At 34.3% G+C, this 13,903-nt stretch carries 10 protein-coding genes; 8 read left to right on the top strand and 2 right to left on the bottom strand.

Annotation, left to right across the window (positions count from 1 at the left end; all coding sequences use genetic code 11):
* Window positions 1–35: 35 nt before the first annotated feature.
* The 4 genes from BW983_RS22080 to BW983_RS22065 all read left to right on the top strand — a co-directional run bounded on the left by BW983_RS22080 (window position 36) and on the right by BW983_RS22065 (window position 5,677).
* The gene (locus BW983_RS22080; RefSeq protein ID WP_076553929.1) at window positions 36–1,928 is read left to right on the top strand and encodes a DUF3857 domain-containing transglutaminase family protein; all 1,893 of its coding nucleotides are present in this window, start codon (window positions 36–38) and stop codon (window positions 1,926–1,928) included.
* Window positions 1,929–1,930: 2 nt separating this feature from the next.
* Window positions 1,931–3,865, top strand: coding sequence for a transglutaminase-like domain-containing protein (locus BW983_RS22075; RefSeq protein ID WP_076553928.1), 1,935 nt, complete (start codon window positions 1,931–1,933; stop codon window positions 3,863–3,865).
* 91 nt (window positions 3,866–3,956) lie between these two features.
* Window positions 3,957–4,781, top strand: a complete 825-nt coding sequence (locus BW983_RS22070; protein WP_076554004.1) for an RsiV family protein — start codon at window positions 3,957–3,959, stop codon at window positions 4,779–4,781.
* A gap of 44 nt (window positions 4,782–4,825) precedes the next feature.
* Window positions 4,826–5,677 (top strand): diacylglycerol/lipid kinase family protein, encoded by an 852-nt coding sequence (locus BW983_RS22065; RefSeq protein WP_076553927.1) that lies wholly within the window; start codon window positions 4,826–4,828, stop codon window positions 5,675–5,677.
* Between the two features lie 74 nt (window positions 5,678–5,751).
* Here the strand turns inward: BW983_RS22065 and BW983_RS22060 are convergent, their stop codons facing one another.
* On the bottom strand, window positions 5,752–7,050 hold the full coding sequence (locus tag BW983_RS22060; RefSeq protein ID WP_076553926.1) for a dicarboxylate/amino acid:cation symporter: 1,299 nt from the start codon (window positions 7,048–7,050) through the stop codon (window positions 5,752–5,754).
* Window positions 7,051–7,238: 188 nt separating this feature from the next.
* Entirely contained in the window at window positions 7,239–8,927 is a 1,689-nt protein-coding gene (ggt, locus tag BW983_RS22055; RefSeq protein ID WP_076553925.1) for a gamma-glutamyltransferase, read from the bottom strand.
* A gap of 321 nt (window positions 8,928–9,248) precedes the next feature.
* Here ggt and BW983_RS22050 point away from each other — a divergent pair, with 321 nt between their 5' ends.
* The 4 genes from BW983_RS22050 to BW983_RS22035 all read left to right on the top strand — a co-directional run.
* Window positions 9,249–9,428 carry a hypothetical protein gene (locus BW983_RS22050; RefSeq protein WP_076553924.1) on the top strand — a complete coding sequence of 60 codons (180 nt, stop codon included), beginning with the start codon at window positions 9,249–9,251 and terminating at the stop codon, window positions 9,426–9,428.
* Window positions 9,429–9,430: 2 nt separating this feature from the next.
* Window positions 9,431–10,378 carry a hypothetical protein gene (locus BW983_RS22045; protein ID WP_076553923.1) on the top strand — a complete coding sequence of 316 codons (948 nt, stop codon included), beginning with the start codon at window positions 9,431–9,433 and terminating at the stop codon, window positions 10,376–10,378.
* Window positions 10,379–10,409: 31 nt separating this feature from the next.
* Complete coding sequence (locus BW983_RS22040) at window positions 10,410–12,767, top strand: hypothetical protein (protein ID WP_076553922.1); 2,358 nt, start codon at window positions 10,410–10,412, stop codon at window positions 12,765–12,767.
* Between the two features lie 6 nt (window positions 12,768–12,773).
* Window positions 12,774–13,903 (top strand): DUF6443 domain-containing protein (locus BW983_RS22035; RefSeq protein WP_228409067.1); only part of this gene is annotated, 1,130 nt, incomplete at its 3' end.

Below are 13,903 nucleotides of genomic sequence, written 5' to 3'. Positions count from 1 at the left end.
TTAAGATTTTATTATTTTTGTATAGTTTAATAACCATGATGAAAATAATACTTCTTGGAGCCTTATCAGCTGCTTCATTGTACTTTGCACAGAGCTATCCTGTTGCATCTATTCCGGAAAATCTAAAGAAAAATGCCAATATTGTTATCAGAAAGGACTTTACAACCGTTCAGATCAATAAAATTGATGAAATAAAATATCAATACAATACTGTTACCACTGTTTTAAATAAAGATGGAAACGAGAAAGCTGTAGCTTATATTCCTTATGATAAAGCAACAAGTATTTCTGATATTAAGGTGACTATTTATGATGAATCAGGTAAAAAGATAAAAAGCTACTCCAAATCTGATTTCAGTGACTTTGCAAATAACAGACAAGGGGTATTTTATTCTGATAACAGAGTGATGGTTTTTTCCTATACACCGGTTCAATATCCTTATACAATAGATTTTTCATATCAGTCGGAAAATAAGAATACTATTTTTATTCCTGATTTTGTGCCGTTTTATTCTACCAATACTTCTTTGGAAGAAGGGCAGATGAAGGTTATTAATACTTCTGGGATTGATCTGCGTACAAAAATCTATCCCTCAAAATACAATTATGCTTCCGTAGCTGAAACAGGTAATGGAAACGAAAAGACATATACCTATAAAAATGTTCCGGCAATTGATGATGCTTTATTAATTCCACAAACTCTTAAAATTTTACCTAATGTAAGCTTTGTCCTTACAAAATTCAACCTTGCCGGAAGACAGGGAACGCTGAACAATTGGACAGATTTCGGAAGCTGGTATTATAATAACCTTGTAGAGCCGGTTGCTGTTTCTACACCCGCGATTAAAGCAGAAGTTGCAGCATTACAACTTCAGGGATCCGTAGAAGATAAGGTGAAAAAGATCTATCAATATATGCAGACCAAAACCAGATACATTTATGTAGGGCTTGGAATTGGAGGCTGGCTTCCGATGATGCCGGAAGAAGTACATAAAAAGGGCTATGGCGATTGTAAAGGACTTACCAACTATATGAAAACATTGTTAAATGAGGCTGGGATCCCTTCTTATTACTGTGTGATCAATTCAGGTCTTTCACAACTATCTTTTGACCCGGATTTTCCTAAAATGGGAGGAAATCACGCTATTCTGATGGTACCTACAGAAAATGGTAATATCTGGCTTGAAAATACTTCACAGCAAACGGCATTTAATCATTTGGGATACAATACGACAGACCGAAATGTGCTTTCTGTAAAGAAAACAGGGATAGAACTGATCAATACACCTTCATATCAGGCTGATAAAAATAAAGAAAAACAAAAGCTTACTATTAAAATAGGAGAGGATAACAGTATTACAGGAGAAGGAAACTTCTTTTATACCGGAAACCAATATGATGATAATCTGAGATTTGTGAACCTTGATCCTAAAGAAAAAAATGATGCCTTGAAAAGAAGATTTGATGTTTTAAACTTTGAAAAAGTTGAAATGAAAAACTTTGTTAATGATAAAGATAAGGCAGTCATTACTTTTGATATAGATTTTAAGACCAATAATTACTCCAAAAATGCAGGAAACAGTCTTATTTTCAGAGCCGTTCCTATATTCTCAGACAATATTTATAAAACAGAAGAAAACCGAGAGCTTCCTTTTGAGATCAGACAATCTTTTGAAGATGAATATGAAATAGGATTTACCCTTCCTAAAGGATATAAAATAGATGAAACCCCCGCCGATATTGCCATCAACTCCGAGTTTGGACACTATAAACTGAGTTTTATTAAAAATGGAGAAGACTTGAAAGTAACAAGAAAAATTCAGGTCAACAAAGGAACCTATTCAAAAGAAAAATACAATGAATATGTCTCTTTCAGAAAGAAAATATTAAATATGGATAACTCGAAAGTACTTATCACAAAAATATAAAGATGAAAAAAATAATACTAATAATCATTTGCTCAGCAAATATCATGATGATCAAGGCACAGAAACATGAGTTTTTGAATCCTCCGAAATTCTCTGATGCTGATCTTTCAAAACCTAAGTCTTTGCTGGATGAAAATGCTCCGGCGGAAATCCTTTACAAATCTGTTCATTTTATGATTGATACTTCTACCGGAAGTATGCACAAAAAGTACTTCTACAGAGTGAAAATTTATGATAAAGATAAAGCAGAAAACTGGTTGAATCTTGAAGTTCCTTTGTATCAAATGAACGGAGATAAAGAGACTCTCGGTAAATTTAAGGCTTTCACCTATAACCTTGAAAATGGAACTGTAGTTCCCGTAAAAGTAGAAAAAAGTTCACAATATAAAAGTAAGGAAAGTAAATACGTGCAAATGACGAAGTTTGCTTTCCCCAATGTGAAAAACGGTTCTGTGCTGGAATATCAATATGATGTTGTATCCCCTTTTTTATTCATCATTCCTGAGGTCTTAGTTGAAACAGACACCCCATCCATTTATACGGAATATGTTTTGGATGCACCGCTTAATATTGCTTACAACATCAATTATACAGGAGAACTTGCTCCAAAGTACAGAGTAATAGAAGAACAAAATATTTATGGATCTCAGTATAAGACGTTTAGATTCGGGTATGATAATGTGAAAGGCTTTAAAACTGAAAAGTTTATAAGAAATGACAATAATTTCCGAACAAAAATAAGCGCCGAGCTGAACTCTACCAATTTCAGTCAGCTTAAGCTTTACTCATCCTCATGGGACCAGATCAGTAAAAGACTTTATGAAAATGAAGACTTTGGAGGCGAGCTAAAGAAAACCAAGCTAGCAAAAGAAAATATGCCGGCAGGTGTAATGGAAATGAAAACAGACTTTGAAAAAGCCAACGCTATTTTTTCTTACGTCCAAAAAACATTTACCTGGAATAAAGATAAAGGAGTTTATACCGAAAACGGAATCAAAAAGCTATTGGAAACCAAGATCGGAAATGCTGCAGAGATCAATCTGTTCCTTATCATGCTTTTCCGTGAAGCTGGAATTAAGGCAGATCCATTGATGATTTCCACGGTAGAGAACGGATTAATCAATCTTGTATCTCCCAATGTTTCCAACATGAATTTTGTACTTGCATCTGTAGAAATAGACAAGCATTTTCATATTTATGATGCCACTTCCAAACAATCTTCTATGGACGAACTTCCTTTAAGACACTGGAATCAGTATGGGATTTTATTGACGAAGAATAAAGCTTTACAGATTCAGATGACGAATATGAAGCCAAGCAATACCTATCTTACCGTTGATGCAAAAATCAATGATGATGGTAGTATTTCCGGGTCTTATTCCGATAAAGATACAGGAGCTTTTGCCATGTATGTGAAAGATAATTATGATGAAAATGCTGAAAAATATAAAAAACAGTACAAAGAAAATTTCTCAATAGATTTCACGGGCATCGATTCAAAAGTATTGGATAACGGAGAGTTTGAAAGCACAATGAAATTCTCTTCCAACAATTTAATAGATAGAATAGGGAAGAAGATGATTATCAATCCGATGCTGTTTTTAAGCAAGACATCCAACGAATTTGATCAGACCGAAGCCCGAAAATATCCGATTGATTTTGGTTCTCCCACAACAAAAGTTAAAAAAGTAACGCTTGAGATTCCTGAAGGCTATACAATCGAAGAAATGCCCAAGAATAAAAAGATTGTTACAGAAGATAAAGAAATAGAATACAGCTATGTTATTGAGCAAAAAGGAAACAAGCTGGAAGTAACTTCCACTACAAAAATTTCCAGCGCAGATTATCCTAAAGATTATTATCCTGCATTCAAACAAATTTGGGGAGTTGCCTCAAAACATGAAAATCAGGTAATCAGTTTGATTAAGAAGTCTTAATATTTTCAGCTTAATAAAATAAAAACAGAATAATTTTTAAAAACCATTCATTTTTGAATGGTTTTTGCATTCAATATCCCAAATTATGATTATGAAAAACACCATTGCCATTTTAGCCCTTTCTTCATTCTTTGCTTTTTCTGCCTGTAAGAAAAAAGATGTAACGGAAAACTCTATAGAAAAAACTGAAAATCAAAAATCTTATGAATTTATTGTAGACTCCGTTAAGGCACAAGGTTCTACAAAGGTTGGCGATTCATTATCCGTTACTTTCAGTTCAAAGCTATTGGTGTTTCCTGGTTTAAAAGATAAAGCGCTGTTGGATAGTATCTATTTTAATGAAAAGGGATTGAGTGATTTCTCTAAAACAGGAATGCAAAAATACCTGGAAGAAGAAAAAGATAAATATTTCATTTCTATGAAAAAAGATGATGAACTGTATTCAGATCTTGGTCATGTTCAGGAATGGTTTTCACATTCTAATATGAAATTGAAATCCAATGCCAATGATTATATGCATATTCAGTATTCAGCAGAAGCGTATATTGGAGGAGCTCATGGGGAATATGGATTTTCAGAAAGGGTTTTTGATCTTAAAAAGAATAGAAAACTGGAATTAAAAGATATTACTTCAATGCCAAACAATAAGCTTGAAGCATTATTAATGAAAAATATTGATAAAACAAAAGGCAACGCATCCGATGCAGATGGAGAAGTGAAAAACTCAGAAATGCTGTTGGTTGAAAAAATCCCAGCATCAGATAACTTCTATTTTGATGACAAAAATCTGTATTTTCATTACAGCCCCTATGAAATTACCGCTTATGCAGCAGGTGATATCGTCATTCCTGTCTCATGGGAGGAGTTGAAAGGAACTTTAAATGAAGAATTTAAAGAAAGAATGAAAATTAAGTAAATTAATGCTTCCGGGTTCAGGAAGCATTTTCTATTTTTGCGGTAATGGAAAAAGTAGCTTTTATCATCAATCCTTTTTCGGCAAAAAAGAATTATCAGCCGTTTTTGAACGAACTTAAAAATAAAGTTGGTAATCCTCTCTATTATGTCTCTGAATCTATTCCGGGGACAGACGAATTCATCAAAACCCATTTTGATGAGGTAGATATTTTTGTTGCTATTGGTGGTGATGGTACAATTTCTACCGTAGCAAAAAACCTGATTTCTACGGATAAAATTCTGGCTATTTTCCCAGCCGGTTCAGGAAATGGATTCTCCAATGAGACTCGTTTCAGTAAAAATTTAGATGAGCTTTTAGAAAAAATTAAAGCAAAACAGTCCAGAAAGATCGATACATTTACAGTAAACGATAGGCTTTCCATCAATGTTTCAGGAACTGGTTTCGATGGAAAAGTGGTGAAGGAGTTTGAGAAAACTAGCCGTGGTTTCAAAAACTATATTAAAGTTTCGCTGAAGACATTCTTTAATTATAAACCAATAAAAGTAACCTTCCTTGAAGAGCAGTACCAGCAATACAACGGCAGATACCTGATGCTGAATGTTGCTAATACCCGTCAGTTTGGGAATAACGCTTATATTGCACCTAACGCAAGTAAAAGCGATGGATTGGTTGATATGGTTTTGGTGAAAAAATTTCCTTTGACCTATTCTGCATTGTTCGCTTTCAGAATGTTTACCAAAAGATTAAAGGATGATGAATACGTTACTTATCTTCCTGTTTCTGAGATTTCATTCAAAGTAAATACAAAAAACTGGCATCTTGACGGTGAGTTTAATAAGATTGAATCACCAATTCATGTGAAAGTACAGCCGGCGAGCTTGAATATTTTAATTTAAGTTCATGTTTTGAAGCAATTGAAGGTGTTTTTATATTCACTATTCACTTGCGAAACAAAATAAACTATTGGTATTTACTTTTTATTTGAAAATAATCCTTCCAATTCCTTTTCAATCTTATTTGGGTTGTCAAGACAATATTGCAGTTGTTCTTTATCCAATTGTTTCTCCCAGTTTGCCACTACAACAGTTGCGACAGAGTTTCCAATCACATTTGTTAAAGCGCGGCATTCACTCATAAATTTATCAATTCCAAGAATTAAAGTCATTCCCGCAATTGGAATTTCCGGAACCACAGCCAATGTTGCGGCTAATGTCACAAAACCTGCACCTGTAACACCAGCTGCACCTTTTGAACTTAACATAGCTACCAAAAGAAGCATCAATTGTTTTTCAATAGGAAGATGAATATTGAGTGCCTGAGCGATAAACAGAGAGGCAAGGGTCATATAAATATTCGTTCCATCAAGGTTAAAAGAATAGCCGGTAGGAACCACAAGACCTACAATTGCCCGTGAGCAGCCTGCTTTTTCCATTTTTTCCATGATTCCCGGAAGAGCAGATTCCGAAGAACTTGTTCCCAAAACTAAAAGAAGCTCTTCTTTCAGATAAAATAATAGTTTAAAAATATTGAATCCATTATACCAAGCCACTGCTCCCAATACTAAAATCACAAAAAGAATAGACGTAATATAGAATGTAGCAACCAGGAATATAAGATTCAGAATAGAATGAAGTCCATATTTCCCGATGGTAAATGCCATGGCTCCAAAAGCACCTATGGGAGCAAGCTTCATCAAAATATGAACAATTTTGAATATCGGAGCTGATAAATCCTGCAGAAGATCAGTTACTTTCTGACTTTTTTCTTTTGTTAAAACCAGTGCAACCCCCATTAAAATCGCAACAAGAAGTACCTGAAGAATATTTTCACCTACCAAAGGACTAAATAAGGTTTCGGGAATGATATTCATGATAAATCCTGTGAGAGTAGATTCATGAGCTTTCTGCTGATATTCTGAGACATCTCCCGAAAGGGTTGCCGGGTCAATATTCAGACCATGTCCTGGTTGTAGAAGATTCCCAACCACAAGCCCAATGATAAGAGCGAGAGTAGAGAAAGTGAAAAAGTAAATCATTGCTTTTATGGCAATTCTTCCCACCTTTTTAAGATCTGTCATGTGGGCGATCCCTAAAGTAAGGGTAATGAAAATTACCGGAGCGATGATCATCTTTACCAATTTGATAAAGCCATCTCCTAAAGGTTTCATTTTTTCTCCCAGCTCAGGATAAAATTTCCCCAGTAAAACACCGGCTGTGATTGCTATAATTACCTGAAAATAAAGCTGATTGTGTATAGGTTTTGTTTTCAATGAACAGTCGTTTTGTTTTTTTAAGGGCGAAAATTAAGAAATTTCATCTAAAAAACTGACAAAAGTCATGAAAATTGATCTGCTAGTTATGTTTGATAGCATATAAAAAACTTCGGCTTCATTCGAAAGACCTCTCTGTCTAAGGAATGAAGCCGAAGCTATATAATGTATTGGAAGTAATGTAGTATTTATTCTACTGCCACAGAATCGTCACCACGACCATCTGCCACAGCGTGAATGTTTCCATTTTCATCCAGGACAATGATTTCAGTTTTTCCGATTTGTTTTACTTTTTCAATAGTATAATTTTTCTTTTCCAGTTCAGCGATTGTACTTTCAGGGAAATTGTTTTCTACTTTTATAGTTTCCGGTAGCCATTGATGGTGAAATTTCGGTGCATTTACGGAAATATTGGCATTCAGCTTAAAATCTACCACATTTACAATAGATTGATAAACAGATGTCGGAATAGTGGTTCCTCCCGGCGTACCTACAACCATATAAGGCTTCCCGTTTTTAAGAAGAATCGTAGGCGTCATGGAAGAAAGCATTCTTTTGTTAGGCTGGATAGAGTTTGCTTCGCCGCCTACTGCTCCAAACATATTCGGAACACCTGGTTTGATAGAGAAATCATCCATTTCATTATTTAAAAAGAACCCTGCGCCTGTTACCAAGACTTTACTTCCGTAATATCCGTTTAGAGTGGTGGTTACAGAAGCAGCATTTCCATCCTTATCAAGAACAGAGATATGCGTGGTTTGTGTTGATTCCTTAGGCTGTGCTATGATTTTTCCTACTTCTGAACTGGGTGTTGCCTTATCAAAACTGAAGCTTTTCCATCTGTTTTTTAAATATTCATCAGAAATAAGGTAGGGTGTTTTATCTTCGATAAAGTCTGGATCACCCATGTATTCTGCACGGTCGGCAAAAGCTCTTCTTTCTGCTTCAGCCATGATCTGAACGGCTTTTGTAGAATTCTGCTGGTATTTTTCAAGGTTTTCAAAGCTAGCCATTCTCAACATTTGAGCAAGGAGAAGACCTCCGCTTGATGGTAAAGGCATTGAAACGACATTATTTCCTTTATAGTCAAATTCTAAAGCTTTTCTTTCCGCAACTTTATAGTTTTTAAGGTCTTCAAGGGTGATGATTCCGTTTCCTCTTTTCATTTCGGCAATCAGAAGATCTGCTGTTTTCCCTTCATAAAATCCTTTTGCTCCAAGCTTTTGAATTAATTTTAAAGTTTCTGCCAGATCCTTCTGAACTAAAAGGTCTCCAGCTTTCCAAGGGGTATCCTTTACGAATATGGTAGAAGATTTATTATGTTTTTTAAAATGCTCCCTGTTGTTATTCAGCATATCAGCTTCCTGTTCCGTTATAGCGAATCCCTGTTCTGCAAGATCAATAGCCGGTTGAATGATCTTTTCCATCGGAAGTTTACAATATTTCAAAGTGGCAAAAAAGCCAGCAATACTTCCCGGAATACCTACAGCAAGTCTTCCATTCTGGGATAAATCTGTGTCTGCTTTGCCTTTTTTATCGAGGTACATATCTCTTGAAGCTTTTTTAGGAGCTGTTTCTCTGTAATCCAGCGTGAATTTTTCACCACTGTTTTTTACACCCACTAAAAATCCGCCACCTCCAATGTTTCCTGCCTGAGGATATACTACAGCCAATGCATATTGGGTAGCAGTAATAGCATCGTAAGCATTTCCTCCCATTCTGAGGATCTTTGCCCCGGCTTCACTTGCCAAAGGATGAGCAGATACTACTACGCCTTTATTTTTAACCTTTACTTCCTTTACAATATTGATGTCTGTAAATTGAGCCCAGCTTAATTGACTGGTTATTAGGATTGATGCAATTAAAATCTTCTTCATATGATTGTTTTTCTTATAACAAAAATATAGAAATTTTTTGAGAATCATTGTTGAAGGTTTTGAATTTTGTTTTTGAGTTTAAGATGCAATTTGGGTACTCCTTTTTCTTTTTTTATGGTTTCAACTGATATAAATTATACGTCAAGTTTTGACGTTTTCTGGATATACTTTTGTCTAAAGAGATTGATAATGATATAAATAAATTAATTATTGAAAATATAAGTATTAAATCATTTTTATGTGATTTGTTTATTAGAATAAATACATTTATGGCGATTAATTAAGAATAATTATTGAATTAAAAACACAAAAACACAAAGGATGAAAAAAATCTATCTTGGTGCATATACATTATGTACAGTCTTAAGTGTGTCTGCTCAGGAAGTTCTCTGGCAGAAGGACATTAAATCCTCTACTCAGGCGTTGGTTCAGGGAGCTTATGTAATTACTATAAAAACTAATGATAACAAAACAGCGAATGCGAAGCTGATTAAGAAATAACCATGAAAAAAAATATAATATTTGTAGCTTCGTTATTAGCTACTCAGAGTTTTTATGCCCAATTGGGAAATATAAAAAATATAGTTCCTACTACTCCTGAAATGTCAGGATTGGTAAAAAGAGTTGATATTCCGATCAACTATTCTTCCGGAGCAATTAATTATCCTTTAAATATATACACATTAAAGGTTAGAGATTTTGAAATCCCAATTACTCTTAATTATACATCTACAGGATTTAAATCTGGTGATAATGCATCTAATATTGGATTAGGATGGGATCTGGAAGTAGGAGGGAAGATTTCGCATAAGGTAAATGGTTTGGATGATCTTCATTCACCAAAAGAGTATTCAGCTTTTCCTAATGGATTTCCTGTAGATGCACCAGTAAAAGTAGATTTTGTAAATCCAGGAGCCGCCAATTATCCAGAATATGCTCTTCTAAGAGATAATTCAAATGCGAGATTGGAAGAACAAGGTACTTTTATGCGAAATCCTGTAAGTGGTATAGATACAGAACCGGATATTTTTCATTTTTCTTATCCCGGGAAGAGTAGTAAATTCTTTTTAGATAAAGATTTTAATGGAAAGCAAATGCCTGTAGGCAAAGAAAAAATACAATTTGATGGTCTTAAATTTATTATAACAGATATCCAGGGTAATATTTATGAATATGCTATTCAGGATGATGTTACCTTACAATCGGATATGCAAATGTTGAACGGTTATTATCCTTATAGCGGTGGAAATCTGATCTATAATAATTTCTATCTCTCAAAAATTAAGACAAAAACTGATATTATTGATTTTCTGTATGATTATGTTGATTATGCTTATGATAATGCGACTACATATATGAAGGGAAGTACTAAAGATGTTTATGATATTCCAACCGATCTCTATTCTAATTCATTTGAAGTAAAATATTTATCTAAAGTTACTAAACATTAAACATACTCTTCCCATTTTAAAGGAAATTAAAGTGAATGCACAGACAAAAGTTTCTTTTGAATATAAAAGTACCCCACGTGTAGATGTAAAAAATGATTTTACAAGAAAAATTGCAGCCTTGGATAAAATTAAAATTCAGGATGGAGGAAATCGCTTTACAGCAGCAGAGTTTGATCAGTCTTATTTTCAGTCTATGAATAGTGGAACTCTTATGAATGATAGAACAACATGGCTTAAGCTTAATTCAGTTAAGATCAATGAGAAACGATATTCATTCAGGTATAATGAGGAATCAATACCTGAAAAGAATAATGAAAGTAAGGACTTTTGGGGGTATTATAGCAGAGACGGTGGTGGAAGATATAATTTTAAAGATTTTAGATTGTATTACTATTACGGAGGGAAAAAACCTAATTTGGGTAGTAGTGAGACCACCTTACTGAAAGAAATTATTTACCCTACAAAAGGAAGTGATGAGTTCTTTTATGAAAATAATACTTATGATGAACCTTATTATAAGGAGTATGGCGTGGAGGTTACAAGTATTGGAATTTTTTATAGTTATGAAGAATCAAATAATGGTGACTTTAATAAAACTGAAAATTTCGAAGTACCCAAACGTACTAAATTCTTGCTAACCTATGATATTCCTTTTCAGGAAGGAGGACAGACAGCAGAAGCTCAAGTATTTTATGATATAACTGATAAAAGAAGAAATGTAATGATTCCATTACCTCCGATGACAGGTAGAGGGGAAGCAGATCTCATTCTAGAACCAGGTTCTTATTCTATGACTTTATCAGCACGTGGGCTTTCAGATCCTTATATACGTTTGTATGCTGAAGAAGAGGTGGTAACAAACTCAGGGCGAAAAAATTTAGCAGTTGGAGGTGTTAGAATTGCAAAGGTTATCTCAAAAGATCATAATGGAAGCCCCCTTATTACTAAAAGTATTAATTACAATGATGAAAATAATATTTCAACAGGGAAGCTTTATGATAAGCCAATTACTTATGAACTGGAACGTGGATATAGCTTTAAATATTATCCGGAATTTTGTAAAGTACTTGATAAATATTTTAATCTCGCAAAATATTATAGTATGTCAATTAGTGATATTTTGGGATATAATGGTACTACAGTATTTTATTCTAAAGTTACCGAAAGTATCACAAATAATGGGATTGATAATGGAAAGACTATATATACATTCTATGATGAGGATGATGGAAAGCTATATTATGATACTCCTTATCTTTTGTTCAATGATAATTCCTGGAAAAGGGGATTTATAAAAAAACAGGAGATCTTTGAAAGAGGAAATCCTGTTCCTCTCAAAACTATATCCAATGATTATTCATTTATTCAAACACCTTCGAGTCAACAAATAGAATCAGGCTTGGATTTTACAGCACCAACTAAGCCAAATGAATTTCATAAGATGAGTTATCAGTTTTTTGCTACCAGCCCCGAATATTATTTAGGTTGCGGAGGTTCTGTACGAAACGCTGCTGCAAATTTTGAGTTTTATGGTAAAAAATTAGTATCAGCTCAGGTAAATAAAGACAGAGAGGTTGTGGAAGAAAACATGAATGGAAAACTATTAAGAACAGAGACAGAATATCTTTATAATAATCCTTCTCATATTCAGCCTACATTACAGAAGATTACTTTTCCTGATAAATCGATTCAGGAAACAACATATCAATATGCACATGAAAAAGGAAATCAGTTTTTAATTAATAAAAATATGATTGGTATTCCTATGGAAACAACTGTAGTTAAAAAACTAAACTCAACAGATATAGGAAAAACTATTTCAAAAACAGTAACTCTTTATCCAAGTTCTGATACTGAAGCTAATAAAACAGCAGGGTTACCATTGCCTATCAGTGTATCTAGTCTTGATGTTCAAAAAAATATTCTAGCTACGGATATATTATACAAATTATATAGTCCTATTACCGGAAATCTTCTCCAATATAATTCTAAACCCGATGCAAATGGGAACAGCAATAATCCTGTATCTATTGTTTGGGGATATAATAATACATTACCAATTGCTAAGGTTGAAGGAGCTAATTATGAACAGATTCTACCCTATATTAATGATATTGTTAATGCTTCTGACACAGATGCAGGAATTGTTGGGACCAATAATGATGAGACAATTTTACTCAAAGCATTAAATGATTTCAAAAATAATCCTAACCTTACTGGTTTTCATATTACAACCTATACTTATGATCCATTGATTGGAGTAAGAAGCATCACTCCACCATCAGGAATCAGGGAATTATATCTTTATGATTCCGCAAACAGGCTTGAGAAAGTAGTGGATGTGGATGGAAAAGTGCTGAAGGAAATGAAGTACAACTATAAAAACTAATAACCGATGAAAAAATTCATAATTCCCATAGCATTTCTGATGTTGGGGACTGTAAAAGCACAGGTATCCAACACCGAAAACTATGTTCAAATAAAAACGTATCTGGATTATAGTGGAACCCAGGCTACAAAATCTTCTGAAACTATTCAATATTTTGATGGGCTTGGTAGACCTAAGCAGGTGATTGGTGTAAAAGCCTCTCCCCAAGGAAAAGATGTTGTCACTCATATCGAATATGACCAGTTTGGAAGACAGGCAAAAGACTTTCTTCCCATTCCTCAATCAGGAACGCAGTCAGGTGGAATTTATACCTCTCCTCTGGGAAATGCTTCTTCCATCTATGGTGGAGAGAAAATCTATTCTGAAAAAGCATTGGAGAAGTCTCCTTTGGACAGAATCCAGCAACAGATTCAGGTAGGAAATGACTGGACGGGAAAGCCTGTGAAATTTGACTATGATGCCAATATTGATGGGGAAGTTATAAAAATGTTCACCACTACCACCTGGGAAAATGGAGCTACAAAATCAACCATTGAATATGGGGGAATGTATGGAGCAGGACAATTGTATAAAAACATCATTACCGATGAAGACGGCAACAAAACCATTGAATTCAAAAATGGTAAGGAGCAAGTTCTTGTTATAAGAAAAGTTTTAAGCGGGACAGAAAATGCAGATACTTATTATGTATATAACGAATATGACCAGTTAGCATGGGTAATTCCGCCTATGCTATCCAAGAAAGTACATTGGCAATGGGATGATCAGGAGGCGTTAGCTTACCAATATCGTTATGATGGAAGAGGGAGACTTGTAGAAAAGAAACTTCCTGGCAAAGGCTGGGAATTTATGGTGTATGACAAAGCCGATAGACTTATCATGACTCAGGATGCTAATATGCGAGAGAAGAATAAATGGCTGATTACTAAATATGAATCATTGGGAAGAGTTGCTTATACTGGGATTATTGGAGGAGGAAGCAGAACAAGTATGCAGTCTCAGGCAGAAAACCTTATCATCGTAGAGGCAAGAAATGGTTCCGGATTTACTAAAAACGGGATGCAGATTCAATATAGTAATGGATATTTTGTTGATATTGAAACCATTTTAAGTATCAACTACTATGATACTTATCC

The sequence above is a fragment of the Chryseobacterium ureilyticum genome (assembly GCF_900156735.1).
Classification (GTDB): domain Bacteria; phylum Bacteroidota; class Bacteroidia; order Flavobacteriales; family Weeksellaceae; genus Chryseobacterium; species Chryseobacterium ureilyticum.
This window is presented reverse-complemented; position numbering and strand designations above follow the sequence as displayed.